At 72.0% G+C, this 26,828-nt stretch carries 24 protein-coding genes and 1 pseudogene; 13 read left to right on the forward strand and 12 right to left on the reverse strand.

Annotated elements, in window-relative coordinates:
* Window positions 1–85: 85 nt before the first annotated feature.
* From HYQ63_RS16030 to HYQ63_RS16045, 4 genes are read right to left on the reverse strand one after another with little or no spacing between them, the layout of a single operon-like run.
* Window positions 86–763, reverse strand: coding sequence for a response regulator transcription factor (locus HYQ63_RS16030; protein ID WP_179934430.1), 678 nt, complete (start codon window positions 761–763; stop codon window positions 86–88).
* Window positions 760–2,121 carry a sensor histidine kinase gene (locus HYQ63_RS16035; RefSeq protein ID WP_179940169.1) on the reverse strand — a complete coding sequence of 454 codons (1,362 nt, stop codon included), beginning with the start codon at window positions 2,119–2,121 and terminating at the stop codon, window positions 760–762. Before HYQ63_RS16035 ends, HYQ63_RS16030 begins: the two co-directional genes overlap by 4 nt.
* A 27-nt stretch (window positions 2,122–2,148) precedes the next feature.
* Window positions 2,149–3,336: an acyltransferase gene (locus HYQ63_RS16040; RefSeq protein ID WP_179934432.1), complete on the reverse strand. Its 1,188-nt coding sequence runs from the start codon at window positions 3,334–3,336 to the stop codon at window positions 2,149–2,151.
* On the reverse strand, window positions 3,324–4,274 hold the full coding sequence (locus HYQ63_RS16045; protein WP_179934434.1) for an alpha/beta hydrolase: 951 nt from the start codon (window positions 4,272–4,274) through the stop codon (window positions 3,324–3,326). The genes HYQ63_RS16040 and HYQ63_RS16045 overlap by 13 nt, the downstream gene beginning before the upstream one ends.
* 143 nt (window positions 4,275–4,417) lie before the next feature.
* Here HYQ63_RS16045 and HYQ63_RS16050 point away from each other — a divergent pair, with 143 nt between their 5' ends.
* Window positions 4,418–5,092 (forward strand): M15 family metallopeptidase, encoded by a 675-nt coding sequence (locus HYQ63_RS16050; protein ID WP_179934436.1) that lies wholly within the window; start codon window positions 4,418–4,420, stop codon window positions 5,090–5,092.
* Between the two features lie 96 nt (window positions 5,093–5,188).
* On the opposite strand, the gene HYQ63_RS16055 is transcribed toward HYQ63_RS16050, so the two are convergent.
* Together HYQ63_RS16055 and speB are read right to left on the reverse strand one after the other, a co-directional pair.
* Complete coding sequence (locus HYQ63_RS16055; protein ID WP_179934438.1) at window positions 5,189–6,070, reverse strand: hypothetical protein; 882 nt, start codon at window positions 6,068–6,070, stop codon at window positions 5,189–5,191.
* Between the two features lie 172 nt (window positions 6,071–6,242).
* Window positions 6,243–7,229, reverse strand: a complete 987-nt coding sequence (gene speB / locus HYQ63_RS16060; protein WP_179934440.1) for an agmatinase — start codon at window positions 7,227–7,229, stop codon at window positions 6,243–6,245.
* Window positions 7,230–7,527: 298 nt separating this feature from the next.
* On the opposite strand from speB, the gene HYQ63_RS16065 reads away from it, so the two are divergent.
* From HYQ63_RS16065 to HYQ63_RS16075, 3 genes are all read left to right on the forward strand, one after another.
* Window positions 7,528–7,731, forward strand: coding sequence for a cold-shock protein (locus tag HYQ63_RS16065; protein ID WP_009717734.1), 204 nt, complete (start codon window positions 7,528–7,530; stop codon window positions 7,729–7,731).
* A 102-nt stretch (window positions 7,732–7,833) separates the two neighbouring features.
* Window positions 7,834–9,366, forward strand: a complete 1,533-nt coding sequence (locus HYQ63_RS16070) for a DEAD/DEAH box helicase (RefSeq protein ID WP_179934442.1) — start codon at window positions 7,834–7,836, stop codon at window positions 9,364–9,366.
* Between the two features lie 111 nt (window positions 9,367–9,477).
* The gene (locus HYQ63_RS16075) at window positions 9,478–10,287 is read left to right on the forward strand and encodes a phosphatase (RefSeq protein ID WP_373689091.1); all 810 of its coding nucleotides are present in this window, start codon (window positions 9,478–9,480) and stop codon (window positions 10,285–10,287) included.
* 70 nt (window positions 10,288–10,357) lie between these two features.
* Here HYQ63_RS16075 and HYQ63_RS16080 read toward each other — a convergent pair whose 3' ends face one another.
* The 3 genes from HYQ63_RS16080 to HYQ63_RS16090 form a co-directional block, all read right to left on the reverse strand.
* Window positions 10,358–11,251: an acyl-CoA thioesterase II gene (locus HYQ63_RS16080; protein ID WP_179934446.1), complete on the reverse strand. Its 894-nt coding sequence runs from the start codon at window positions 11,249–11,251 to the stop codon at window positions 10,358–10,360.
* A gap of 65 nt (window positions 11,252–11,316) precedes the next feature.
* Window positions 11,317–12,474 carry an acyl-CoA dehydrogenase family protein gene (locus HYQ63_RS16085; protein ID WP_179934448.1) on the reverse strand — a complete coding sequence of 386 codons (1,158 nt, stop codon included), beginning with the start codon at window positions 12,472–12,474 and terminating at the stop codon, window positions 11,317–11,319.
* A gap of 80 nt (window positions 12,475–12,554) precedes the next feature.
* The gene (locus tag HYQ63_RS16090) at window positions 12,555–13,172 is read right to left on the reverse strand and encodes a TetR/AcrR family transcriptional regulator (protein WP_179934450.1); all 618 of its coding nucleotides are present in this window, start codon (window positions 13,170–13,172) and stop codon (window positions 12,555–12,557) included.
* Between the two features lie 98 nt (window positions 13,173–13,270).
* Here HYQ63_RS16090 and HYQ63_RS16095 point away from each other — a divergent pair, with 98 nt between their 5' ends.
* The 5 genes from HYQ63_RS16095 (at window position 13,271) to HYQ63_RS16115 (ending at window position 20,135) form a co-directional block, all read left to right on the forward strand.
* A complete protein-coding gene (locus HYQ63_RS16095; RefSeq protein ID WP_179934452.1) occupies window positions 13,271–14,923 on the forward strand; it encodes a carboxyl transferase domain-containing protein in 1,653 nt (550 codons plus the stop codon).
* A 31-nt stretch (window positions 14,924–14,954) separates the two neighbouring features.
* Window positions 14,955–17,012: a biotin carboxylase N-terminal domain-containing protein gene (locus HYQ63_RS16100; RefSeq protein ID WP_179940171.1), complete on the forward strand. Its 2,058-nt coding sequence runs from the start codon at window positions 14,955–14,957 to the stop codon at window positions 17,010–17,012.
* A complete protein-coding gene (locus tag HYQ63_RS16105; RefSeq protein WP_179934454.1) occupies window positions 17,012–17,944 on the forward strand; it encodes a hydroxymethylglutaryl-CoA lyase in 933 nt (310 codons plus the stop codon). Before HYQ63_RS16100 ends, HYQ63_RS16105 begins: the two co-directional genes overlap by 1 nt.
* A gap of 3 nt (window positions 17,945–17,947) precedes the next feature.
* The gene (locus tag HYQ63_RS16110; protein ID WP_179934456.1) at window positions 17,948–19,114 is read left to right on the forward strand and encodes an acyl-CoA dehydrogenase family protein; all 1,167 of its coding nucleotides are present in this window, start codon (window positions 17,948–17,950) and stop codon (window positions 19,112–19,114) included.
* Between the two features lie 61 nt (window positions 19,115–19,175).
* Complete coding sequence (locus HYQ63_RS16115) at window positions 19,176–20,135, forward strand: RICIN domain-containing protein (protein ID WP_179934458.1); 960 nt, start codon at window positions 19,176–19,178, stop codon at window positions 20,133–20,135.
* On the opposite strand, the gene HYQ63_RS16120 is transcribed toward HYQ63_RS16115, so the two are convergent.
* Together HYQ63_RS16120 and HYQ63_RS16125 are read right to left on the reverse strand one after the other, a co-directional pair.
* Window positions 20,136–21,779 (reverse strand): beta-N-acetylhexosaminidase, encoded by a 1,644-nt coding sequence (locus HYQ63_RS16120; protein ID WP_179934460.1) that lies wholly within the window; start codon window positions 21,777–21,779, stop codon window positions 20,136–20,138. It abuts the gene before it with no gap.
* A gap of 11 nt (window positions 21,780–21,790) precedes the next feature.
* Entirely contained in the window at window positions 21,791–22,000 is a 210-nt protein-coding gene (locus HYQ63_RS16125; protein WP_179934462.1) for a hypothetical protein, read from the reverse strand.
* Between HYQ63_RS16125 and HYQ63_RS44710 the strand changes: the two are divergent.
* The 3 genes and pseudogenes from HYQ63_RS44710 to glmS all read left to right on the forward strand — a co-directional run.
* Window positions 21,953–22,075, forward strand: a pseudogene (locus HYQ63_RS44710) (Tat pathway signal sequence domain protein); the annotation flags it as partial. The gene HYQ63_RS16125 and the pseudogene HYQ63_RS44710 overlap by 48 nt on opposite strands.
* 67 nt (window positions 22,076–22,142) lie before the next feature.
* Window positions 22,143–22,418, forward strand: a complete 276-nt coding sequence (locus HYQ63_RS16130) for a hypothetical protein (RefSeq protein ID WP_009717720.1) — start codon at window positions 22,143–22,145, stop codon at window positions 22,416–22,418.
* A 77-nt stretch (window positions 22,419–22,495) separates the two neighbouring features.
* Entirely contained in the window at window positions 22,496–24,340 is a 1,845-nt protein-coding gene (glmS, locus tag HYQ63_RS16135; RefSeq protein WP_179934464.1) for a glutamine--fructose-6-phosphate transaminase (isomerizing), read from the forward strand.
* 515 nt (window positions 24,341–24,855) lie between these two features.
* Here glmS and HYQ63_RS16140 read toward each other — a convergent pair.
* Window positions 24,856–25,377, reverse strand: a complete 522-nt coding sequence (locus tag HYQ63_RS16140) for a universal stress protein (protein ID WP_009717718.1) — start codon at window positions 25,375–25,377, stop codon at window positions 24,856–24,858.
* A 554-nt stretch (window positions 25,378–25,931) separates the two neighbouring features.
* Here HYQ63_RS16140 and HYQ63_RS44715 point away from each other — a divergent pair.
* The gene (locus HYQ63_RS44715) at window positions 25,932–26,333 is read left to right on the forward strand and encodes a hypothetical protein (protein ID WP_257231889.1); all 402 of its coding nucleotides are present in this window, start codon (window positions 25,932–25,934) and stop codon (window positions 26,331–26,333) included.
* Window positions 26,334–26,828: the final 495 nt, after the last annotated feature.

Consider the following 26,828-nt stretch of genomic DNA (forward strand, 5'->3'; position numbering starts at 1 on the left):
TGACGATAAAGAGGTGAACACAGGAGGTCAATGGATAAGGCCATGTCTTCAATGCCTGAACATCAATTCATATACATGAACTACATCAGAGTGCCGTAGGGCGCACCAGACCCGACTCGAACGCGAAGACCGCGGCCTGTGTACGGTCGCGCAGGCCCAGCTTGAGCAGGATCCGGCCGACATGGGTCTTCACGGTCTGCTCCGCCACCACCAGCCGGGTGGCGATCTCCGCGTTCGACAGGCCCTGGGCGATCAGGGCCAGCACCTCGGTCTCGCGCCCCGTCAGATCGCCGATGCGGTCCTTGAGAGGAGCGCGCGGGGCAGCGGCGGTCACCCGGGAGAACTCCGCGATCAGACGCTTGGTGATGTTCGGCGCGAGCAACGCCTCCCCGGCCGCCACCACCCGTACCGCATGGGCCAGTTCCTCGGCCGACGCGTCCTTCAGCAGAAACCCGGACGCGCCCGCGCGCAGCGCCTCGTACACATACTCGTCGAGGTCGAAGGTGGTGAGGACGAGCACCTTGACGGTGGCACCGTCGGGTTCGGTGAGCCGACGGGTGGCCTCGATACCGCCGAGGCCGGGCATGCGGATGTCCATCAGGACGACATCGGGGGCGAGTTCGGCGACCTGGGCGATGGCATCCTCACCGTCCACGGCCTGGCCGACGACCTCGATGCCGGGTTCGGCGTTCAGCAGCACCGTGAAGCCCTGCCGGACCATGCTCTGGTCGTCGGCGATCAGGACGCGGATGCTCGTCGTCATGCGGTGTCCTCGGCGGTCTCGGTCGGCCTCGTAGCGGGGAGACTCGTAGTGGGGGGACTCGTAGTGGGGGGACTCGTGGCGGGGGAAAGGTCGGGCTCGCGCAGGGGCAGTACGGCGGCCACCTCGTAACCGCCGTCCGGCGTCGGACCAGTGGCCAGCTCGCCCCCGAGCATCGCGGTGCGCTCGCGCATCCCGAGCAGCCCGTGACCGGCGCCCGGCGAGGGCAGGGCGGGGCGGTCCGGGGCGGTGTTGGCGACCCAGACGGTGAGCCCGTCCGGGTGGTACCCGATCTCCACCCGCACCTCGGCCCCCGGCGCGTGCCGCATCACATTGCTCAGCGCCTCCTGCACGATGCGGAACGCCGACAGCTCGATGCCCGGCGGCAGCGGCCGACGCTCACCGGCTATCTCGACGGCCACCGCGATCCCGGTGCTGCGCACCGTGTCCACCAACTCGTCCAGCCGGTCGAGGGTGGGCTGCGGGGCGTGCCGTACGCCATCGGCGAGAGCGTCCTCGGAGCGCAGCACGCCCAGCACCCGGCGCAGCTCGGTCAGCGCCTCGACCGCGCTGCGGCGGATGCCCGCCAGGTTCTCCTTCAGCTCGTCGGACGGGTTGTCAGCCAGATGCGGGGCGACCTGCGCCTGGATGGAGATCACCGACATATGGTGCGCGACCACGTCGTGCAGCTCCCGGGCGATGCGGTTGCGCTCCTCCAGCAGGGTGCGCCGGGCCCGCTCCTCGGCGGTCAGCTCCTGCTGCTCGACCAGCCGCGCCCGGGCCACCCGCCGTCCGCGCAGGGCGGTGCCGACCACCACGGCTGTCACCAGGACCGAGACGAAGAACCCCGCGTCGCTCTCAGGGGGCGGTACCGGCTCGATGGAGACACGGGAGACCAGGCCCACCAGCAGGCTGATCGCCAGCACCTCGACCGCTATCCGGGGGCGGGTGCGCAGCGCCAGCAGGAACAGCACCAGCGCCTGCACCGTCAGCCCCTCGCCGGACCAAGGGAATGTCGTCTCGGAAATGGACCCGGGCCGCGCGGTCAGCACGATCACCATCGTCACGGCCGTTATCGCCCACCACGCCGGGACCGGCCGGAACAGCGCCGCTGCGAGCGCCACGGACTGGACCGCGGCGAGCAGTATGCCGAGGCCCTGGCCGAACCCGTACAGCTCCGCGTACTTGTCGGCACACGCGATGAACAGCGTCACCGCGCCCAGCACCACCGGGAGCGCCAACGCGGGCAGCCAGACCAGCCAGCTCGGCCCGCTCCGGCGCGGCAGCGGATCGGCCGCCGTCGTCCACAGGTCCTCGCGCAGGACGCCCGGAACCGCCCGCAGCCCCCGCGTCACCTTCACCACCCACCCCCCCTCATGGACGTGACCCTATCCACGCCGCATCGCTCCCGCTCCCTTCCACGTCTCCCCCGTCACCCCGCCCGGGCGGCCCTCGCGCACCACCCGGCCGTCCGTGCGCGGCTTGCCGTGCTCGTACGCGCCGAACGCCGCCCGGCACACCAGCAGCGCCACCGCGAACACCGGCAGCCAGGCCAGCCGGGCGGCCAGCCAGCCCGGCCCGTCGGGCACGGTGTGCAGACCGGGCAGCGGGCCGCTCAGCCACAGCACGGTCGAGGTGACCGCCATCATCGCGGTCTGGTGCCACAGGAAGACCGTCATCGCGGAGAGGTTCAGCAGCGCCACCACCGCCCAGACCGCGGGCCGCGCCAGCGCCCGCCGCAGCGGACCGAGCAGCAGCAGCGCCGCCCCGCACTGGGCCAGGCCGAAGGTGACGGCGGCCAGGGTCGGCGGGTTGAGGTTGGATATCGCGGCGCCGGGCACCCCGACCATGGCCGCCGGATAGCCACCGAACAGGACGAGGCCGGCCGTGACCACCCCTCCCCCGAGCAGCAGCACCCAGCCGACCGTGCGCCCCCGCAGCCCGCCGCGCGCCCACGCCGCGCCCAGGCAGTACGGGACCAGCCAGCCCGCCGCCAGGTTGATCCAGCCGACCCAGGCGGGCCCGCCGAAGCCGAACCGGAACAGGTCGACGTGGAGGACGACGGCGAGCGGCCACAGCGGATGCAGCCGGGCCACCAGCGGGGTCACCGCCGTGAGCGCCGCGAAGACCAGCAGGAACCACAGCGGTGACAGCACCAGTTTGAGCAGGGTGTGCAGGGTCGTCAGGCCCACCCCGGAGGCCAGCATCGCCCCCGCCGCCAGGGTCCACACCACCAGCACCGCGGCGACCGGCCGGAACAGCCGGGCCATCCGGGCGCCCAGCCACTGCCGGTACGGCACGCCGCGGGCGCAGGCGGTGGCATGACTGCGCGCGCTCATCAGCCCTCCCACCAGGAAGAAGACCGCGAGGGTCTGCAACGCCCAGGTGAGCGGGGTGAGATGGGGCTGGTACAGCAGCGGACTGGCGGCCCGCACCGTACCGCTGTCGGCGACGAGGGCGGTCACCAGCCAGTGGCCGAGCACCACGCCGAGGATGGCGAACGCGCGCAGCGCGTCCACGGCACGGTCGCGCTCGGGCGGTGTGGCGGCGTCGATGCGCCGGATCAGCTCATGCATGCCCGTCCCCCCACGATCCGGGCCAGGCTCCGCAGGCTTACGGAACCGGGCTTGAGGTAGTCGCTGTGGCCGCCGTCGCCCGCGTCGAAGGTGCGGGCGCCGAACCCCTTCGAGACGGGATCGGTCCCCAGCCCGACGGTGGTGACCAGCAGTGGAATCCGCACATGCGGAACGTCGGCTATCCAGTCGTGCGCGCCCCGGCCCGCCCAGACGGCGGCCCGGGTGTGCAACTGGCCGACGCTGTCCGCGCCGACGCCCGGGCTCCCGTACAGGACGATGTCCGCGACCGCCAGCCCGGACGCGGCCCGGGCGCAGACCAGCGAGCCGTAGGAGTGGCAGAGCAGCGATATCCGGGCGCGAGGCGCGGCAGTGGTCAACTCCCGGGCGAAGGAGGCGAGCCGGGGCGCCGCCCGGTCGGCCCGCCCCGCCGTCAGCACCTCGGGGCTCACCGTGCCCGGCGTCTCGTACCCGAGCCAGGCGACGACGGCGCCCTGCCGCCCCAGCTGGTGCTTCAGCGCGACGGCCCCGGCGCGCAGGCGCCCGTACCGCTCCAGGCTGGTGTCCGATCCCGGCACCAGGACGGCGACCCGCGTGGCGCGCGACAGATCCCCGAAGACCTCGACGGAACGGCCCCCGTCCCGCCCGTCGAAGGAGAGGAACTGCCGGGACGGTGCAGCCATGTCCCGCAGCGCGGCAGCCCGCCGCCGGTCCCCGTGCCCGGCGGCCATCCGCTCGGCGGCCCGTATGTCCGCGCGACGGGCCGCGTACCGCATATCGAGGTCGGCGGGCGTCGCGGCGGTCAGCGCAGGGAGCGCCGACGGCGCGGGTGCCGGCACCGCCGCGGGCCGCGCGGCTCCCGCCACCGGCACGGCCACCGAGGCGGCGACGAGCATGCCGAGCAGAGTGCGGCGCAGACGGCCGCGCACACGAGATGCCATCCCTGTCCCCTTTCCGTGCCGGATGTCGTACATAGGGGAAGGTAGGGAGCAGGGCGGGTAGTTGGCGTCACTCCAGGGGGTGCACTCGCCACGTAGCCCTCAGGTATGACGGGTACGACGCAGGGGCCTGCGACGATCAGCCCATGGCTGAAATCACCTTGATGTCCGACCCGAGGGTCGCGGCCGTGCCAGTCAGCGAGTGCGGGGAGCCGCTGACGGACGTACGCCACACTCCGCGGCTGCTGGTCGACGGCCGGGCGGCGGATCCCGCCGGGGCCTACGCCTACCTGCGGCAGGGCCTGCTGGAGCGGCTGCTGGCGGCGCAGTCGGCGCTGCCGCCGGGGCTGCGGCTGCTGTTCATCGAGGGATACCGGCCGCCGGAGCTCCAGCGGCACTACTTCGAGCGCTACTCCGCCCGGCTGCGCGCCGCGCACCCCGCCTGGTCCGCAGGAGAGATCCGGGCCGCGGCGAGCCGCTACGTGTCACCGCCCGAACTCGCCCCGCACAGCGCCGGCGCCGCCGTCGACCTCACGCTCGCCGACGCGGACGGGCGCGAGCTGGACATGGGCACGCCCTGGGACGCGACCCCGGAGGAGAGCGCACGCGCCTGCTACACGGAGGCCGCGAACATCCCCGCCGAGGCCCGCGCCCGCCGGGACGCCCTGGGCGCGGCGCTGACCTCGGCCGGGCTGGTGAACTACCCGACCGAGTGGTGGCACTGGTCGTACGGGGACCGCTACTGGGCCCTCCACACCGGCGCCCCGGCGGCGCTGTACGGCCCGCGGGACCTCACCGGGCCGCTCACGGAGACGCCCTGACGCACGGGCGACCGGACACAACGACACCGCCCCGGCCGCCGGCAGGGGAGGAGGCGGCGGCCGGGGCGGCACGGTGAGCGCGAGGGCAGCGAGGGGTCAGCTGGGGTCGGTGACACCTCCGGAGTCCAGTTCGGCGGCGTCGGCGGTGTACGTACGCCGGTAGAGGTGGTTGTCGCGGCCGCGGATGAACAGCTCGATGTTGCCCTTGTTGCGGCTGACCGCGGCGGGGTTGTCGTCGGTGCCTGAGATGCCCAGGTCGACCCAGGCACTCCAGGTCAGGCCGTTCCAGAAGCGGTGCAGGATCTGGTGGTCCTGCCCCTTGGCGAAGACGTCCAACCGGTCGGGGCCCCAGGTGCAGACGGCAGGGCCGGAGAGGAAGCCGGTGCCGATGTCCCGCCAGGTGGACCAGGTGCTGCCGTTGAGCACCCGGTGCCACAGGGTGTTGCTGGCGGCGCCCCGCGCGACGAGGTCGACCCGGCCGGTGCCCCAGGACGCGGCACCGACCGTGCCCTGGATGGTGCCGCCGATGTTGTTGAACGGCCCCCAGCCGGCGTCCGGCGGGGCGGTAGCGTGCAGGACCTGGTTGGTCGCGTTGAGCCCGAACAGATCGATCCGGCCTTCCCGCGCCGACGCCGCGGCGAGCCCGCTCCAGATCTTGGTGGCCTCGTTGGTGGCCGACCAGCCGCCCTCCCAGCCGGAGCCGTCGATGTAGGTCCTGCGGTACGCCGACTGCCCGTTACCCACCCCGTAGACGGTGTAGCGGTCGGGCCGGTAGGCGATGATCGCCGGGTCGTAGGCGAACGGGCCGCCCAGGTCGCTCCAATCGTCCCAGCCGCCGGACTCGGTCCACGACCGGTAGGCGATCTTGTTGGTGGTGTTGCGGGCGACCACGGTGATGCGTTCGGTCGCCCGGGACGCCGCGCTCGGCGCCGAAAGGATCGCCCCGCCGACGTCCTCCCAGTCCGTCCAACTCCCCATGAAGAGCCTCCGTTCCGCCCGATCCCGCTGATCGGGGAGGCCATTGGAGCGGCAGCCGCTCGAGGGCGCCTGGAAGACGGCACCAGTACGCCCACTATGCGCTCAGGCGGACGCGCTCGGACGTACAAGCTCGGGCGTACGCGCTCAGGCGTACGCGCTCAGGCGTACGCGCTCAGGCCGTGCGCGAGGCGGCGACCTGGCGGGCCATGATCGTCGTCAGTTCGTACGCCGTGTGGGAGGCCGCCACCGCGGTGATCTCCGCGTGGTCGTACGCCGGGGCGACCTCGACCACGTCGGCGGAGACCAGGTGGCAGCCGGCCAGCCCGCGCAGGATCTCCAGCAGCTCGCGGGAGGTGAGGCCGCCCGCCTCGGGGGTGCCGGTGCCGGGGGCGTGGGCCGGGTCCAGGACGTCGATGTCGATGGAGATGTAGAGCGGGCGGTCGCCGATGCGCTGCCGCAGCTGGTCGGTGATCTCGTCCACGCCGCGCCGCATGACATCGGCGGAGGTGACGATGCCGAAGCCCATCTTCTGGTCGTCGTCCAGGTCCTGCTTGCCGTACAGCGGGCCCCGGGTGCCGACGTGCGAGAGGGCGGCGGTGTCGAGGATGCCCTCCTCGACGGCGCGCCGGAAGGGCGTGCCGTGGGTGTACTCGGCGCCGAAGTAGGTGTCCCAGGTGTCCAGGTGCGCGTCGAAGTGCAGCAGGGCGACCGGGCCGTGCTTGCGGGCGACGGACCGCAGCAGCGGGAGGGCGATGGTGTGGTCGCCGCCGAGGGTCATGAGCCGGGAGCCGCTGTCGAGGAGGTCGTCGGCGGCGGCCTGGACCGTCTCCACCGCCTCGTTGATGTTGAACGGGTTCGCGGCGATGTCCCCGGCGTCGGCGACCTGGGCGAGGGCGAAGGGGGCGGCGTCCTGCGCCGGGTTGTACGGGCGCAGCAGGCGGGACGCCTCGCGGATGGCGTTGCCGCCGAAGCGGGCGCCGGGGCGGTAGGAGACGCCTGTGTCGAAGGGCACACCGACCACGGCGACGTCCGCGGTGCCACCGACCTCGTCGACGCGCGGCAGCCGCGCGAAGGTGGCGGGACCGGCGTAACGCGGGACGCGGGACGAGTCGACGGGGCCGACGGGGGGTGCGGTGGGCTCACGGTCGCTTGCGGTCATGACTGCGAGCGTAGGCAGAGCGGCCGTTCCACCACATGTACGTTCCCCAGTACCAACCCCGGGCGATTTGGACACCACGTCCATTGCCGGGTGACCAGCGTCTCTCCCCGTCCGGGCCCTCACGTGTTAAGGTTGTGATAGTTGCAGTTTTGGTACCCATGAACGTTATGTGCGCCTGACGGGATGTAGCCTCAGGCGCATTTTTGTTTTAACCGGTCATTTCCGGATGGGGTCAATGCGGCGACGCGGATTCCGCGAAGTGCGGAATCCGGTTCGGCCCCCATTGAAGGAGAATGACATGGCCACCGGCACCGTGAAGTGGTTCAACGCGGAAAAGGGCTACGGCTTCATCGAGCAGGACGGCGGCGGCGCCGACGTCTTCGCCCACTACTCGAACATCGCCACCCAGGGGTTCCGTGAGCTCCAGGAAGGCCAGAAGGTGACGTTCGACGTCACGCAGGGCCAGAAGGGCCCGCAGGCCGAGAACATCGTTCCCGCCTGACGCAGCGCATACCGCGAGCCGGGGCCCGCACCTGAAGAGGTGCGGGCCCCGGCTCGTGCCCGCTTTCCGCGGGCCCGTCCCCGCCCGTTCCAGGAAGGCCGCATGAGCCGTTACGCCCGCTCGTCCCGTAAGCCCCGGTCACAATCCCGCTCCCCCGTTCGTACCAGCCGTCCCTCCGACGGCGGCAACGAATTCGCCCTGCTGCGCGGCACCACCCCCGTGCTGCCCGCCGTCGCCGCGTTCGCCGAACTGGACCTTCCGGACGGCCTCGCCGCGGAGCTGGCGCTCCAGGGCATCACCGTGCCGTTCCCGATCCAGGCGGCCACCCTCCCCAGCGCCCTCACGGGCCGCGACGTCCTCGGGCGCGCGCAGACCGGCTCCGGCAAGACCCTGGCCTTCGGCCTCGCGCTGCTGGCCCGCCTCGCCGGGCAGCGCGCCGAACCCCGCAGTCCGCTCGCCCTGGTCCTGGTGCCGACGCGGGAGCTGGCCCAGCAGGTCTCCGACGCGCTCGCGCCCTACGCCCGTCGGCTGCGGCTGCGCCCGGCCACCGTGGTGGGCGGCATGTCGATCAACCGCCAGGCCAGCGCCCTGCGCGACGGCGCCGAGGTGGTCATCGCGACACCGGGCCGCCTCCACGACCTGATCGAACGCGGCGACTGCCGACTGGACCAGGTGCGCATCACCGTTCTCGACGAGGCCGACCAGATGGCCGACATGGGGTTCCTCCCCCAGGTGACGCGGCTGCTGCGGCAGGTGCCCGCCGACGGCCAGCGCCTGCTGTTCTCCGCGACCCTCGACAACCAGATCAGCCGGCTGGTGCGCGAGTTCCTCACCGACCCGGCTCTGCACTCGGTCGATGACTCGGCGGGCGCGGTCACCACGATGGAGCACCATGTGCTGCACATCGCGGACACCGACAAGCGCTCCGTCGCCACCCGGGTCGCCGCGCGGGACGGCCGCCTGATCATGTTCCTGGACACCAAGCACGCCGTCGACCGGCTGACCCGCCATCTGCTGGCCAACGGCGTGCGGGCGGCGGCGCTGCACGGCGGCAAATCCCAGCCGCAGCGCACCAAGACCCTGGAGCGCTTCAAGACCGGGGACGTCACCGCGCTCGTGGCCACGAACGTCGCGGCCCGCGGCATCCACGTCGACGACCTCGACCTGGTCGTCAACGTGGATCCGCCCTCGGACCACAAGGACTACCTGCACCGTGGCGGGCGCACCGCCCGCGCGGGCGGCTCCGGCAGCGTCGTCACGCTCGTCCTGCCCGACCAGCGCCGGGACATGACCCGGCTGATGACCGCCGCGGGCATCACCCCGAACACGGCGCAGGTGCACTCGACCGACTCCGAGCTGGCCCGTATCACCGGCGCCCAGGAGCCGTCGGGCGTCCCGGTGACGATCAGCGCCCCGGCCCAGCGGCAGGCCCCCGGCCCCCGGCAGGGGCGCCGCGGTGGCGGTGGCGGCGGTGGCGGTGGACGTTCGGGCCGGGCGTCCGGCGGCGGGGCTGGACGCGGCTCCGGCGGCGGAACCGGGCGCGGCTCCGGCGGCGCGACGGGGCGAGGCTCCGGCGGCGGCTCCGGACGGGGTTCCGGCGGCGGGACCGGCCGTAGTCGCCGTCCCGGCCGGTAGGGGCGGTCCGGACCGCCCTGGCCGGGGGCTCCCCGGGCGCCCCGGCTCGGCATGGCCGCGTCACGTCCGCAGACGAGTAATGCACCCCATTTCCCTGACGCAGGGGCGACAATGGGCCACATGCCGATACCCAGTACCGTGCCCAGCCGCGCCGAACTGATCGACCATCTCGTCCGTACGCGCATCGCGGGTGACGTCGCCACCCCACGCGAGAACAACCTCTCCCACTACCGCAAGCTCGCGAACGGCGACCGCCACTACTGGCTGGGTCTCGAACTGGGCGACCGCTGGGTGGACGAGCAGGACGTGCTGGCCGTCATGGCGGAGCGGTGCGGGGTGATCGACGACCCGGAGCACCGCACCGGGCAGGACACGATCGACCCGGAGCTGACGGTCGGCGCGCTGGACCGGATGGCGTCGGTGCTGCGGAAGGCGGCCGAGGCGCAGCAGCGGGTGCTGTTCGCCACGGGTCACCCGGGCGGGCTGCTGGAGGTGCACAGCGCCACGGCGTCGGCGCTGTACTCGGCGGGGTGCGAGATCGTCGAGATCCCGGGCGGGCTGCACGCGGACGAGGGGTACGTCTTCCAGTTCTGCGACGTGGCCATGCTGGAGCGCGGCGCCACGCTGTGGCACACCCACTCCCCCGCCCCCATGGCGGCCATCCTGGACGGGCTGGCCCGGGAGGGGCGCCCGCTGCCGGACCTGGTGGTCGCCGACCACGGCTGGGCGGGGTGCGCGGGGCAGCGCGGCATCGACGCGGTGGGGTACGCGGACTGCAACGACCCGGCGCTGTTCCTCGGCGAGGCCGAAGGGACGCTTCAGGCGGTGGTCCCGCTGGACGACCACGTCACCAATCCGCGGTTCTACGCGCCGCTGACGGCCTATCTGCTGGACGCGGCGGGGCTGACGGCCCAGTTCTGACGCGCGGCCCGGGACAGGCCGGGACGCGCGTCACCGCCTCACCCCTCCCGGGGGCTCCCCGGCGGGGGGGTCACTTCTTCGGGCGCGGGACCCGCATGACGCCTTCCTGGATCACCGAGACGGCCAGCCGCCCGTCGGCGGTGAAGATGCGGCCCTTGGCGAGGCCACGGCCACCGGACGAGGACGGGCTCTCCTGGTCGTACAGAAGCCAGTCGTCCACCCGGAACGGCCGGTGGAACCACATGGCGTGGTCGAGGCTGGCGCCGACGATGTCCCCGACTGCCCAGCCGCCGCGGCCGTGGGCGAGGAGCACCGAGTCCAGCAGCGTCATGTCGGACACATAGGTGGCCAGGCAGACGTGCAGCAGCGGATCGTCGGCGGTGCCGTCCAGTTTGCCGTCGGTCCGGAACCAAACCTGCGACTTCGGCTCGCGGGGCTGTCCGACGCTGCCGTACGGCGGAGCGTCCACGTACCGCAGGTCGACGGCGGCCCGCGCCTGGAGCATCCGGTCGACCACCCCCGGCCCGGCGAGCAGGTGCTCGTACCGGGGCAGCAGCTCCTCGGCGGTGGGCAGCGAGAGCGGATCCGGTACGTCCGGCATCGGCTCCTGGTGCTCCAGCCCCTCCTCGTGCAGCTGGAAGGAGGCGGACAGGTGGAAGATCGGCTGCCCGTGCTGGACGGCGACGACGCGGCGCGTCGTGAAGGAGAAGCCGTCGCGGATCCGGTCGACCGTGTAGACGATCGGCGCCCCGGGGTCGCCGGGCCGCAGGAAGTAGGCGTGCAGCGAGTGCGGCGGACGGTCCTCCGGGACCGTACGGCCCGCGGCGACCAGGGCCTGGGCGGCCACCTGGCCGCCGAAGACCCGCGGCACGAGGGGTGCGGCATCGCTGGTGCCGCGGAACATGTCCTCTTCGATCCGCTCCAGGTCGAGCAGGTCGAGCAGGCTCTGTAGTGCGTCATTCATGGTTCAAGCAGTCTTGCAGACCCGTGTTGCGGCACCGTTGCCGGCGAGCGTGCTCATGACGACCGTCACAGCCCCATCGACTTGGCGACGATGGACCGCATGACCTCGCTGGTCCCGCCGTAGATGCGGGTGACGCGGGTGTCCGCGTACAGCCGGGCGATGGGGTACTCCATCATGTAGCCGTAACCGCCGTGCAGCTGGAGGCACTTGTCGATGACGACGGCCGCGCGCTCGGTGGTGAACAGCTTCGCCGAAGCGGCGTCGGCGGCGGTCAGTTCACCGGCGTCGTGCGCGTCCAGGGCCCGGTCGACGACCGCCTGCATCGCGTCCACCTCGGCCTTGCAGTCGGCCAGCGTGAACTTGGTGTTCTGAAAGGACGCCACGCTCTTGCCGAAGACCTCACGGTCCTGGACGTACGCCTTGGCGAACTCGACCGCCGCGGCGGACTGCGCGTACGCGCTCACGGCGATGCCCAGGCGCTCCTGCGGCAGGTTGTGCGCGAGGTAGCCGAAGGCCTTGCCCTCCTCGCCCAGCAGGTCCTCCACCGGCACCTTGACGTCGGTGAACGACAGCTCGGCGGTGTCGGACGTCTTCAGCCCCAGCTTCTCCAGCTTGCGGCCGACCGCGTAGCCCTCGCTCTTGGTGTCCACGACGAGGATGGATATGCCCCCGCGGCGGTCCTCGGGGGTGGCGGGGGCGGTGCGGGCGCAGACCAGGACGCGGTCGGCGAGCACGCCGCCGGTGATGAAGGTCTTGGCTCCGTTGAGCACGTAGTGCGTGCCGTCCTCGGACAGCTTGGCGGTGGTCTTCATGCCCGCCAGGTCCGAGCCGGTGCCCGGCTCGGTCATGGCGATGGCGGTCATCAGGTCGCCCGAGACGAAGGAGGGCAGCCAGCGCCGCTTCTGCTCCTCGTTGCCGTACTTGAGGATGTACGGGAGGCAGAGCGCGGTGTGGACGCTGCTGCCGCCGAAGCTCACCCCGGCGCGGGCGCACTCCTCGGTGATGACCGCGTTGAACTTGAAGCTGGTCTCGCCCGCGCCGCCGTACTCCTCGGGGACCTCGATGCCGAAGATGCCCAGTTCGCCGAGCTTCTTGTAGAAGTCGCGCGGCGCCTGACCGGCCTCCCGCCACTCCTCGTAGTACGGGACGACCTCGGCGGCGATGAAGTCGCGGATGGTCTCCCGGAATGCCTCGTGGTCCTCGTTGAACACCGTGCGACGCATCTCTGCGGCCTCCCTCTGGCTAAGCGCTTGCTCAGCCGAAGCTACCGGCCAGTTACGTCACCTGTCCACCTTTCGAGGGCTCACTCGCGAACGCCGTCCGAGGCGTGGGCCGCGCCGAAGGCACCCAGGGCCAGGCGGTGCAGCAGGGCGGCGGTGGCCTCGCGGCCGGGGAGCGCGCCGGGGCGGCCCAGGTGCGGGGTGGAGTTGAGCAGCCCGAACACGGCGTGGACGCAGGCCCGCGCCTCAGTCTCGGCGAGCCCCGGATAGACCTGCCGCACGACCTCGACCCACAGCTCCACGTACTGCCGCTGGAGCGAGCGCACCAGCTTGCGGTCGGTGTCCCGGAGCCGGTCCAGCTCGCGGTCGTGGAGGATGATCAGCGGGCGGTCGTCCAGGGCGAAGTCGATGTGGCCCTCGATGAGCGAGTCCAGCAGCGCCGCCGGGGCGGCCCCGGACTCCGCCGCCTCCGCGGTGCGCCGCTTGCCGCCCGTCAGCAGCCGGCCGCTGATGCCGACCAGCAGCTCGGCCAGCATCGCCTCCTTCCCGGCGAAGTGCCGGTAGAGGCCGGGGCCGCTGATGCCGACCGCCGCGCCTATCTCGTCGACGCCGACGCCGTGGAAGCCGCGCTCGGCGAAGAGCCGGGCCGCCTCCTTGAGGATCTGTTCGCGGCGGGTCGGTGCAGGGGCTTGCGTGCTCATGGAAGCAATTCTAGACAGCGCGGTTAGTGGTCGTTAACCTGGTGGGTGTCGAGTTAACGACCACTAACCACGACGGCGAGACGAGGGGGCCCGTAGCGATGGAGCAGGCACCGGTGCTGCGAAGCGGCGCCGACCCGGGGTCCGACGCCTGGCAGGCCAACGAGGCCGCGCACCGCGAGCTGGCCGCGCGGCTGCGCGAGAAGCTCGCCGCGGCCCGGCTGGGCGGCGGCGAGAAGGCCCGGGCCCGGCACACCGCGCGCGGCAAGCTGCTGCCGCGCGACCGGGTGGACACCTTGCTGGACCCGGGCTCGCCGTTCCTGGAGCTGGCGCCGCTCGCCGCCGACGGGCTGTACGAGGGCCAGGCCCCGGCGGCGGGGGTGATCGCCGGGATCGGGCGGGTCGCGGGGCGTGAGGTGGTCGTCATCGCCAATGACGCCACGGTCAAGGGCGGCACGTATTACCCGATGACGGTGAAGAAGCATCTGCGCGCCCAGGAGGTCGCGCTGGAGAACCGGCTGCCGTGCGTCTATCTGGTCGACTCCGGCGGCGCCTTCCTCCCCATGCAGGACGAGGTCTTCCCGGACCGCGACCACTTCGGGCGGATCTTCTACAACCAGGCGCGGATGTCCGGCGCCGGGATCCCGCAGGTCGCGGCGGTGCTCGGATCCTGCACGGCGGGCGGGGCCTATGTCCCGGCGATGAGCGACGAGGCCGTCATCGTGCGCGGCCAGGGCACGATCTTCCTGGGCGGGCCGCCGCTGGTGAAGGCGGCCACCGGCGAGGTCGTCACCGCGGAGGAGCTGGGCGGCGGCGAGGTCCACTCCCGGGTCTCGGGCGTCACCGACCACCTCGCGGAGGACGACGCCCACGCGCTGCGCATCGTCCGTACGATCGTCTCCACCCTGCCGCCCTCCCCCGCCCAGCAGGGCGCGCCGCCCTGGCCGCTCACGCCCTCCGAGGAGCCCGCGGTCGACCCCGCGGGGATGTACGGGGCGGTCCCGGTCGACTCCCGCACGCCGTACGACGTGCGCGAGGTGATCGCACGGGTGGTGGACGGCTCGCGGTTCGCCGAGTTCAAGGCCGAGTTCGGGACGACGCTGGTCACCGGCTTCGCCCGGATCATGGGCCATCCGGTGGGCATCGTCGCCAACAACGGCATCCTGTTCTCCGAATCGGCCCAGAAGGGCGCCCACTTCATCGAGCTGTGCGACCAGCGCGGCATCCCGCTGGTCTTCCTCCAGAACATCTCGGGCTTCATGGTCGGCCGCAGCTATGAGGCGGGCGGCATCGCCAAGCACGGCGCCAAGATGGTCACCGCCGTCGCCTGCACCCGCGTCCCCAAGCTGACGGTCGTCATCGGCGGCTCCTACGGCGCGGGCAACTACTCGATGTGCGGCCGGGCGTATTCGCCGCGCTTCCTGTGGATGTGGCCCAACGCCAAGATCTCGGTGATGGGCGGTGAGCAGGCCGCCTCCGTCCTCGCGACCGTCAAGCGCGACCAGTTGGAGGCGCGCGGCGAGAAGTGGAGCGCGGAGGACGAGGAGGCGTTCCGGGCGCCGGTCCGCGAGCAGTACGAGACCCAGGGCAGCGCGTACTACGCCACGGCGCGGCTGTGGGACGACGGGGTGATCGACCCGCTGGAGACCCGTACGGTGCTCGGCCTCGCCCTCACCGCGTGCGCGAGCGCCCCGCTGCCCGACCGCACGGCCAAGGAACCCGCGGCGCCCGGCTACGGCGTCTTCCGGATGTGAGGGGGTGCACCCGATGAGTGCGGCGCATGCGATGTTCGACACGGTCCTGGTCGCCAACCGCGGGGAGATCGCGGTCCGCGTCATCCGCACCCTGCGGCGGCTCGGCGTCCGCGCGGTCGCCGTGTACAGCGATGCGGACGCGGACGCCCGGCACGTCCGGGAGGCGGACACGGCCGTGCGGATCGGCCCGGCGGCCGCCGCGGAGAGCTATCTGTCGATCGGGCGGCTGCTGGACGCGGCGGCCCGCACCGGCGCCCAGGCCGTCCACCCCGGCTACGGATTCCTCGCGGAGAACGCGGCGTTCGCCCGCGCCTGCGCCGACGCCGGGCTCGTCTTCATCGGCCCTCCGGCCGGTGCCATCGAGCTGATGGGCGACAAGATCCGCGCCAAGGAGACCGTGCGCGCGGCCGGGGTGCCCGTGGTGCCGGGCTCCTCCGGCAGCGGGCTGACGGATGCCCAGCTCATCGACGCCGCCCGGGAGATCGGCACCCCCGTGCTGCTCAAGCCGTCCGCGGGCGGCGGCGGCAAGGGCATGCGGCTGGTGCGGGACGCGGCGCTCCTCGCCGACGAGATCGCGGCCGCCCGGCGCGAGGCGCGCGGCGCGTTCGGCGATGACACGCTGCTCGTCGAGCGCTGGATCGACCGGCCGCGCCACATCGAGATCCAGGTGCTGGCGGACGGCCACGGCCAGGTGATCCACCTCGGCGAGCGCGAATGTTCGCTCCAGCGCCGCCATCAGAAGATCATCGAGGAGGCGCCCAGCCCGCTGCTGGACGACACCACCCGGGCGCTGATGGGCGAGGCCGCGGTGCAGGCGGCGCGGTCGTGCGGCTATGTGGGCGCGGGCACGGTGGAGTTCATCGTGCCGGGTGCCGACCCGTCCGCGTACTGCTTCATGGAGATGAACACCCGCCTCCAGGTCGAGCACCCCGTCACCGAGCTGATCACGGGGCTCGATCTGGTGGAGTGGCAGCTGCGGGTCGCCGCGGGCGAACCGCTGCCCTGCGGACAGGACGGCATCACCTTCGGCGGCCATGCGGTGGAGGCCCGTATCTGCGCCGAGACCGCCCGCGTGGCGGGCGACGGCCGGGTGGACTTCCTCCCGTCGGCCGGACCGGTGCTCGCCCTGGACGAGCCCGCGGGCGAGGGGGTGCGCGTCGACTCCGGGCTGAGCACCGGCACGGAGGTCGGCACGGTGTACGACCCGATGCTCGCCAAGGTCATCGCCCACGGCCCGGACCGCCCCACGGCGCTCCGCCGGCTGCGCGCAGCCCTGGGCTCCCTGACCGTCCTCGGCGTGGACACCAACACGGGCTTCCTGCGCCGTCTGGCCGCCCATCCGGAGGTCGCCTCGGGCGACCTGGACACGGGTCTGGTCGACCGCGCGGCGGCCTCGCTCCTCCCGTCCACGATCCCCGACGAGGTCTACGCGGCGGCGGCGCTGCTGCGCCAGGCGGCACTGGAGCCGGCCGCTGTGGATGTGTGGCTCGACCCGTTCTCGGTCCCGACCGGCTGGCGGATGGGCGGCGAGCCCGCCTGGACGGTCCACCGGCTCCGGATTCCCGGCCATGACCCGGTGACGGTCCGGGTGCGCGGCCGGGCCCAGGGCGCGCGGGTAGGGATCGAGCGCGCGGGCGGCTCCGGCAGTGACGACTCGGCCTCGGGCATCGCGGCACGGCTCGTGGGGCTGGACGACGGCTCGGTGCTGCTGGACCTCGACGGCGTCACCCACCGCTTCCGGCATGTCGCCGACGGCGCGAGCCACTGGCTGGGGCGGAGCGGGGATGCCTGGCGGGTGGTGGGGCATGACCCCATTGAGGAGACGCTGCGCGGCGGGGCCGCCGCCGCGCACGCCGGGGAGCTGACGGCCCCCATGCCCGGCACCGTCACCGTCGTGAAGGCGGCCGTCGGGGACGAGGTCACCGCGGGCCAGGGTCTGCTGGTGGTCGAGGCGATGAAGATGGAGCACCTCATCTCCGCCCCGCACGACGGGACCGTCACCGAGCTGGAGGTGATCCCCGGCAGCACGGTCGCCATGGACCAGCTGCTGGCGGTCGTCGCCCCGCGCGAGACCGAGGAGCGTGCGTGATGACCCTTCCCATGACCGTCCCGGCCCCGGGGCTGCCCACCCGGGTGCGCATCCACGAGGTGGGGCCGCGGGACGGGCTACAGAACGAGAAGACGCTGGTGCCGGTCGCCGTGAAGGCCGAGTTCATCCGGCGGCTGGCCGACGCGGGGCTGACCACCGTCGAGGCCACCAGCTTCGTCCGCCCTGAGTGGGTGCCGCAGCTGGCCGACGCCGAGCAGCTGATGCCGCTGATCGACGATGTGCGCGCCCGGCTCCCCGTGCTGGTGCCCAATCAGCGCGGTCTGGATCGCGCGCTCGCGCTGGGCGCGCGCGAGATCGCCGTCTTCGGCAGCGCGACCGAGGCGTTCGCCAAGGCCAACCTCAACCGGACGGTGGACGAGGCGCTCACCATGTTCGAGCCGGTCGTCACCGCGGCGCGCGAGGCGGGCGTGACCGTGCGCGGCTATCTGTCGATGTGCTTCGGCGACCCCTGGGAGGGCCCGGTCCCGATCTCGCAGACCGTCTCGGTCAGCCGCCGCCTGATCGACATGGGGTGCGACGAGGTGAGCCTCGGCGACACCATCGGCGTGGCCACCCCCGGCCATGTGCAGGAGCTGCTGGCCACGCTGGGCGAGGCGGGCATCCCCGCCGACCGGCTGGCCGTCCACTTCCACGACACCTACGGCCAGGCCCTCGCCAACACCCTCGCCGCCCTCCAGTACGGCGTGACCACCGTCGACGCCTCCGCGGGCGGTCTGGGCGGCTGTCCGTACGCGAAGAGCGCCACCGGCAACCTCGCCACCGAAGACCTGGTCTGGATGCTCGACGGCCTCGGCATCGAGACCGGGGTCGACATCCGCCGTCTCACCGCCACCAGCGTGTGGATGGCCCGGCACCTGGGCCGACCCAGCCCGTCCCGCACCGTCCGCGCCCTCTCCCAGAAGGAGATGTGAGTCATGGCCATCGACCATCGTCTCTCCCCCGAGCACGAGGAACTGCGCCGCACCGTCGAGGCGTTCGCACACGATGTGGTCGCCCCGAAGATCGGGGAGTACTGGGAGCACCATGAGTTCCCGTACGAGATCATCCGCGAGATGGGCCGGATGGGGCTGTTCGGTCTGCCCTTCTCGGAGGAGTACGGCGGGATGGGCGGCGACTACTTCGCGCTGTGCCTGGCCCTGGAGGAGCTGGCCCGGGTGGACTCCTCCGTCGCGATCACCCTGGAGGCCGGGGTCTCGCTCGGCGCGATGCCGATCTTCCTCTACGGGACGGAGGAGCAGAAGCGCCAGTGGCTGCCCGGGCTGTGCTCCGGGGAGGCCCTGGGCGCGTTCGGCCTGACCGAGCCGGGCGGCGGCTCCGACGCGGGCGCCACCCGCACCACGGCCCGGCTGGACGAGGCCACCAACGAGTGGGTGATCAACGGCACCAAGTGCTTCATCACCAACTCGGGCACGGACATCACCGCCCTGATCACCGTCACCGCGGTCACCGACCGCACCGAGGACGGCCGCCCCAAGATCTCCTCGATCATCGTGCCGTCCGGCACCCCCGGCCTCAGCGTCGCCGCCCCCTACTCCAAGGTCGGCTGGAACGCCTCGGACACCCGCGAGCTGTCCTTCGCCGACTGCCGCGTCCCGGCCGCCAACCTCCTGGGCGACCTGGGCCGCGGCTACGCCCAGTTCCTCCGCATCCTCGACGAGGGCCGCATCGCCATCTCCGCCCTGGCCACCGGGCTCGCCCAGGGCTGTGTGGACGAGTCGGTGTCCTACGCCAGGACCCGCGAGGCCTTCGGCCGCCCGATCGGCGCCAACCAGGCCATCCAGTTCAAGATCGCCGACATGGAAACCCGCGCCCACATGGCCCGCGTCGCCTGGCGCGACGCTGCCTCCCGCCTGGTGCTGGGCGAGCCGTTCAAGAAGGAGGCGTCGATCGCGAAGCTGTACTCCTCGGAGGTCGCGGTCACCAACGCCCGCGAGGCGACCCAGATCCACGGCGGATACGGCTTCATGAACGAGTACCCGGTGGCCCGGATGTGGCGGGACTCCAAGATCCTGGAAATCGGGGAGGGGACGAGTGAGGTGCAGCGGATGCTGATCGCACGGGAGCTGGGGTTCGCGAGCTGAGCCCCGAAAGGGCGCAAAAGCCCATTGTCACCCCGCACCGCATCCGTCACCATGTCGCAGCATGGGGAGCCAGGGGGAATGGGGGCCGCGCTCCGCGCGGAATGCCGCTGAATTCGTCGCGCTGCTGCGGGAGCTCAGAGAAAGATCGGGGCTGACCTATCGGCAGTTGGAGGAGCGTGCCGCCGAGAACGGCGATGTACTGGCGCGCAGCACCTTGTCCGACGCCTTACGCCAGGACGCATTACCGCGCACCGAAACGCTGTTGGCACTTCTCCGCGCCTGCGGAGAGGAAGATCGCGCCGGTGAATGGCTGGAGGTTTATGACGACATTGCCGCGGGCCGTACAAGCGTTCGCGCGGAGAATGTCGTCGATCCGGAGCCCGAACCGCCGGAAAGCCGCCGGGGCGTGCCGCGTGGGCGGCTGATCGGAGCGGCGCTCGCCGTGCTGATCGTGGGCGCGGCGGTCTCGCTCGCCGTGGCGATGACGGCCGACGACGGCGAGCCGGACACGCGGGGCACCGCCGCGCCGTCCACTCCGTCCACCCCCTCGCCGGGCACGTACCGCATCCGCTCCGTCGTCTCCTCGCTGTGCCTGTCCGAGGTGGAGGGCGAGAGCGGGGGCCATGTCTTCCAGGCGGACTGCCGCCGCAGCATCCCGACCTACGCCCTGGAGGAGTCGGCCGACGACACCGTCCAGGTCCGGTCGCTCCATCCCGTCTTCGGCTACGGATGTCTCGGCGTGGGCCAGGGCAGCAGCAAGGGCGGCACGCAGATGATGGACGACCACTGCGGGCACCGGGGCACGGCCGAGTGGTTCCGTATCCAGCGGGTCACCGAGCCGGTGCGCGGCTACCGGATCAAGGCGGTGCACTCGGGCCAGTGCGTTTCGGTGCCCGGTGGGTCGACCCGGAAGGGGGATCCGGTGCTCCAGCTGCCCTGCGCCGCCGACGACACGGGCCAGATCTTCCGGTTCGATCCGGTCCGGGCGCCGACGGCGATTCCCACCATCACCGGTAACTGATCACTCAGCGGCGGGCCAGGGGATCTGCGGGGAGCGGTGGTAGTCGATGCCCAGGGCGTCCCAGCGGGGCGCCTGGGCGGCGAGGCGCACCCGGTAGTCGTCCCAGTCGTGCGTGGACCGGGGCGACCAGCCCAGTTCGGCGATGCCGGGGAGGCGGGGGAAGGCCATGTACTCGATGTGGGCGCTGGTGGAGAGGGTCTCCGACCACAGCGGGGCCTCCACGCCGAGGACCGAGGACGGCGGGGCGCCGGCGATGTAGCTGCCCGGGTCCCAGTCGTAGGACTGCTTCGCCTCGACGTATCCGGCCCAGCTGAGCCCCAGCGGGGTGCTCGGGTCGTACTTCATGTCCAGGTAGGCGCGGTTGGCGGGCGAGAGGACGAGGCGGGTGCCGTTCTTGGCGGCGTCGGCGACCTCCTTCTCGCTGCCGTTGGTCCCCCAGTACTGGGCGATCGCCCCCTTCGCGGGGCGCGCGCCGGTCAGCTGGTGCCAGCCGACCACGGTCTTGCCGTACTTGGCGACGACCGGCTGGACCCGGTCCATGAAGGCCACGTAGTCGTCGTGGCTGGTGGAGTGCGCCTCGTCGCCGCCGATGTGGAGGTAGCGGCCGGGGGTGAGGGCGGCGATTTCGCGGATCACGTCGTCCACGAAGTCGTACGTCACCTCCTTGGGCACGCACAGCGAGCTGAAGCCGACCTCGGTGCCGGTGTAGAGGGGCGGGGCGACGCCGTCGCAGTTGAGGTCGGCGTAGGAGGCGAGGGCGGCGTTGGTGTGGCCGGGCATGTCGATCTCGGGGACGACGGTGAGGTGGCGTTGCGCCGCGTACCGCACGATCTCCCGGTAGTCGGCCTTGGTGTAGTAGCCGCCGGGCCCGCCGCCGACCTGGGTGGAGCCGCCGTACGTCGCCAGCCGGGGCCAGGAGTCGATGGCGATCCGCCAGCCCTGGTCGTCGGAGAGGTGCAGATGCAGTTTGTTGATCTTGTAGAGGGCGAGCTGGTCGACGTACGCCTTGACCTGGTCGACGGTGAAGAAGTGCCGGGAGACGTCGAGCATCGCGCCCCTCCAGGCGTAGCGCGGCACATCAGTGATGGTGCCGCCGGAGATCCGCCAGGGGCCGGGCTGCCGGGTGGCGCGTTCGACGGACGCGGGCAGCAGCTGCCGCAGCGTCTGGATGCCGTGGAAGAGCCCGGCGGACGTGCGGGCGCTGATGGTGACGGCGCGTCGGGTCACCACCAGCCGGTAGCCCTCCGCGCCGAGCCCCTTCGCACCGGCCCCCTTCGCGCCCGGCCGTTTGACGTCCCGCACGATCCGCAGCCGGATGCCGTCCCCGCCCCCGCGCGCGGTGACCGGCAGCCGGTAGCCGGTGGCGGGACGCAGCACGCCCGCCAGATAGTCGCCCGCGGTGCGCGCGGCCCGGGAGCCGGGCTCCACCCGGATCGGGGTCGTCGGGCGGATCGTGTACGGGCTCTTGCCGGGCCGTACGGAGGCGGGCGCGGGCACGACCCGGTCCAGCGGCACCGGCGCGGCCGCGGCGGCGCCGGACCCGGAGGCGGCGGCGGAGGGCGGCGAGGCCGTGGCGGCGGTCCCCGCCCCCGCAGCCACGGTCAGCAGGAGGGAGCACAGCAGTCGAGCACGGCGTCGTCTCACAGGGGTTCCCTTCAACGAAGCGTCGCATCGCGGTTACCGCGACATCTTGCGTACCGCGGCGCCCAGTTGGGGTCAAGGTGTAGACCAATGTGTCGCTGTGTGCCGGTCAGAATCCACCCCATGGCGGAAAGCATCCAGCGCGATGATGCCTGGACCTTTGCGGCGGTGACGCGGATCACGACGCCCTGCTGCGACGCCCGCGCGAACTCGGCGATCTTCACCGGAGCAGGGGCCTCACCGAGGAGGAGTTCACCACCGCCAAACAGGCCGCCCTCCGTCGGTTTTCTCGCCATTGAGACCGGAGTCTGCCCGATATCGGGCAGGATTCTTGCGAATCGCCCCGAGGAACCGCAGTATCAACGGATGCTCGATCGCCGTTTGTCCCACGATGACCTCATCGACCACCTGGTCCGCAGCACGCCGCTCAGCCGCGGCGAGGCGGCCCGGGTGGTGCTGGACGTACTGGCGTACTTCGACGAGACGACCGAGGAGTTCGTCCGGCGACGCCACCGCGAACTACAGTCCGGCGGACTGACCAACGCGGACATCTTCGAGCGGATCACGGCCGAGCTGCCGTACCGCGCGGTGGCACCGCCCGAACTCTCGCTGCGCCAGCTGCGCCGCATCGTCTACGGCTGACACGGCCGACGCCCCGCGGCGCAGGACCGCCGCGCGCGAGCATTCATGATCGATTCAATCGGGAGGGCCTGAACACCATGTGCGGAATCGTCGGATACATCGGGAAACGCGACGTGGCACCGCTGCTGCTGGAGGGGCTCCAGCGGCTGGAGTACCGCGGCTACGACTCCGCGGGCATCGCCGTCCAGGCCAAGCCGGGCAAGGGCGCACAGAACGGGCAGTCCGCCGCCGGACTGAAGACCGCCAAGGCCAAGGGCCGGGTCCGCGACCTGGAGGCCAAGCTGCCCAAGCGCTTCGCGGGCACCGCGGGCATCGCCCACACCCGCTGGGCCACCCACGGCGCGCCCAATGACATCAACGCCCATCCGCACCAGGACGCGGACGGCAAGGTCGCGATCGTCCACAACGGCATCATCGACAACGCCTCCGACCTGCGCGCCAAGCTCACCGCCGACGGCGTGGAGCTGATCTCCGACACCGACTCCGAGGTGCTCGCCCACCTCATCGGCCGCTCGCAGGCGGCCACCCTGGAGGAGAAGGTCCGCCACGCGCTCGCCCTGGTCGAGGGCACGTACGGCATCGCCGTGCTGCACGCGGACTTCCCGGACCGCATCGTCGTCGCCCGCAACGGCTCCCCGGTGGTGCTGGGCATCGGCGAGAAGGAGATGTTCGTCGCCTCGGACGTCGCCGCGCTGGTCAGCCACACCCGCCAGGTGATCACCCTGGACGACGGCGAGATGGCCACCATCAAGGCCGACGACTACCGCACCTACACCACCGAGGGCAGCCGCACCGCCCCCGCGCCGACGACGGTGGAGTGGGAGGCCGAGTCGTACGACATGGGCGGCCACGACACGTACATGCACAAGGAGATCCACGAGCAGGTCGACGCCGTGGACCGGGTGCTGCGCGGCCGGATCGACGACCGTTTCTCCACCGTCCGGCTGGGCGGGCTGAACCTGGACGCGCGCGAGGCGCGCAGCGTCCGCCGGGTCAAGATCCTCGGCTGCGGTTCGGCGTACCACACGGGCCTGATCGGCGCGCAGCTCATCGAGGAGCTGGCCCGGATCCCCGCGGACGCCGAGCCCGCGAGCGAGTTCCGCTACCGCAACCCGGTCGTGGACCCGGACACCCTCTACATCGCGGTCAGCCAGTCCGGCGAGACGTACGACACGCTGGCCGCCGTCCAGGAGCTGAAGCGCAAGGGCGCGCGGGTGCTGGGCGTCGTCAACGTCGTGGGCAGCGCGATCGCCCGCGAGACGGACGGCGGCGTGTACGTCCACGCGGGGCCCGAGGTGTGCGTCGTCTCCACCAAGTGCTTCACCAACACCGCCGTCGCCTTCGCGCTGCTCGCCCTCCACCTCGGCCGGATCCGCGACCTGTCGGTCGCCGACGGCAAGCGGATCATCGCCGGGCTGCGGAAGCTGCCCGAGCAGATCTCCGAGGTGCTGCGCGGCGAGGAGGAGATCAAGAAGCTCGCCGCCGAATACGCGAATGCAAAGAGCATGATGTTCGTCGGGCGGGTGCGCGGCTACCCGGTGGCGCGCGAGGCGTCCCTGAAGCTGAAGGAGGTCTCCTACGTCCACGCCGAGGCGTACCCGGCCTCCGAGCTGAAGCACGGCCCGCTCGCGCTCATCGAGCCCGAGGTGCCGACCGTCGCGGTCCTCCCGGACGACGATCTGCTGGAGAAGAACCGCGCGACGCTGGAGGAGATCAAGGCCCGCAGCGGCCGGATCCTCGCCGTCGCGCACCAGGAGCAGGAGAAGGCGGACCACACGATCGTGGTACCGCGCAACGAGGTCGAGCTGGACCCGATCCTGATGGGCATCCCGCTGCAACTGCTGGCGTACCACACGGCGCTGGCGCTCGGCCGGGACATCGACAAGCCGCGCAACCTGGCGAAGTCGGTGACCGTGGAGTGACCTCCGGCGCCTCAGGCTGATCGGGCGCCTCCGGCAGATCCGGTACCTCCGGCTGATCCGGTACCTCCGGCTGAGCCGCGGCCGGAAGGCCCCGGGCCGGCCCCCAGGCTCGGCGGTCCCCCGCGTGTGCCACCACGCACGCGGGGGCCGCCCCTGGGCCGGCGTCGCCCTCTACGCCGGCGCTGGCCACCGCGCGGGAACCGTCACTTCCCGCCCGGCGCCACGCCGAACGGTTTATGCCCGGTACACGTGCCCAATCCACCTCTACGCGCGGGTAGTTTCTGCGGGTGTCAAGACGGTCTTGGGGCCATCTCGGCTGTGGGGAAACGGAGTTGAGGCTGTCCAGTTCTGGACGGCCGACCGACGCGGGGCCCGCCCGGAGGTTTCGGCGCGCGGCCGCTGGAGAAAAGATCACGGCCGACGGCCGGGCAGGGCCGGGACCGGCCCAAGACCCGGGCCGGGCTCAGGCGATGACGCTCAGAGGGACGACGCTCAAGAGGGCGCCGCTCAGGGGCTCATGGGATGACGACGACCGGCCGCTGCGCACGGCGCGCGAGCCGCCCCGCGACCGAGCCGAAGATCCGCCCCACCAGCCCATGCGTGGAGCCCACCACGATCGCGTCGGCCGCGTACTCCCGGCCGACCTCCTCCAGCTCGTGGCAGATGTCGCCGCCCCGCTCGACGAGGATCCACGGCACCTCGGTGAGGTGATCGGCACAGGCCAGCTCGAGGCCCAGCACCTCGGTGCGGTGATCGGGAACGTCGACGAAGACGGGCGGCTCGCAGCCCGCCCATACGGTCGTCGGCAGCCGGTTGGCCACATGGACGATGATCAGACCTGAGCCGGAGCGCCGGGCCATGCCGATGGCGTACGCGAGGGCGCGCTCGCTCGAGGTGGAACCGTCGAATCCGACCACGACGCCGTGCTGGAAGGCTGGATCGCAGGAATGACGTGTTTCTTCCGCCGCTTGGGGGTGCGCCAGGTGATCGGCGACCCGCTTGCGGTCCGCGGGTTCGGGGATTTCGTGACCGGCCATCGGTGTCTCGGCGAAGGGTGTCCTCGTGCGGAGGGATACGGCGGGGGCTCAGGTTGAAGTTGGCGGGGGACTAGAGCTCCGCTAGAGCTCGAGACGAGTATCGAACGAAGAAAATCCGTCCGGGATTCATCTTTCCAAGCCCTTACCCCCCAGGGTACGGCGCCATTCCTCACCTGCCCAGGGGATGCCCCGGCAGCGGAGCGGCCGAAGCGTTCCCCGGAGCATGCCGGAGGGCGGCCCGTAACGCAATGCCCCAAGTGGTCCCGACTCGGACCTCGCCGACCCCTCGCGTACGCCGTGCGGTCGCCCCGGAGTGACCTGTGGGCAGGCCGGACGTTGTAGTACCCGCGGAGCGACCACCTCCGTACGGAACGGGCCCGGACCGCCCGTACCGGCCGCCGCTACGACCTCCCCACGGACCGCCCCGGACGCCGGTGCCGACCCGCACCGGAGCCCCGTTCCACCGTCCTTCCACCGTCCGCCGACCCGCTCTCCCCTCATCTGTCCACCATCTGTCCAGCCTTGTAGTCCACTGCGCGAGAGGAGCCGCCACCGTGCCAGGCATTCGTGAGTACGACGCCCCCGGCGGCACCCCCGGAGCCCCGCGCGGCAGTGCCCCCGGCGGCCCTCTCGGGGGCACCCGGGGCGACACCCGAGGCGGCACCCGCTCCAGTGGCCCCGGCAGCGTCCCCGGCGGCGACCCGGTGAACGAGGTCATCCGCTGGTCCGCCTTCGGCTGCGCCGTGGCCCCCGCCGTCCTCCTCCTCTGTGGAGCACCCCTGAGCGGCGCGGTGGGCGCCGCCGTGGGCCTCGCCGCCGTGACCGCCGCCAGCCACTGCTTCCTGCGCTACTACGAACGCGCGGCCGCCCGGCTGGGCTCCGGCGCGGTGAGCCCGCACCGCGGGCGGCACAGTCGCACCGGGATCGGGACGCACCGGGGCGGCCGGCGGACCTGACACCGGGCCCCGGGCCGACGGCGCCCCCGGGCCGTTCCCGGGACGGCTCCGGGGCGACTCCGGGACGGCTCCGAAAGCGCGCCACGTCGTACTCCGTACACACGACCGCGACGCGGCATGAGCCGGTCGTACACCGGTCGAAGGACCCGTCCGCACGTCTGCGCCCGCTGGTTTTCGGCCAACTTCGCATCGCAGTTCTTCCCTTGGCAAACGCCATGCTCAACCCCCTTCCGGCCAGCGTGGAAAGGGGTACGAGCCACCCGTACCCCCTACGGGAAGTGGGCGTCAGCAGGAGGCCCACTTCACAGCGAGGGCTACGAGTGCAACGCTTCGTGATCGAATGCTTCGCGCCAAGTTGTCATGTCGACATAGTGGCGGGTGGTGAACTGGTCACGGCGACCACACGCGACACAGTAGATTCGATCTTGGCCATGACCGGCGGGGGAACCGTTCAGGACCGAGGGGAAACGTGCAGGACCGAGAGGACGCGACCAC

This window comes from Streptomyces sp. Rer75 (genome assembly GCF_013414305.1).
GTDB classification, from domain to species: Bacteria; Actinomycetota; Actinomycetes; order Streptomycetales; family Streptomycetaceae; genus Streptomyces; species Streptomyces himastatinicus.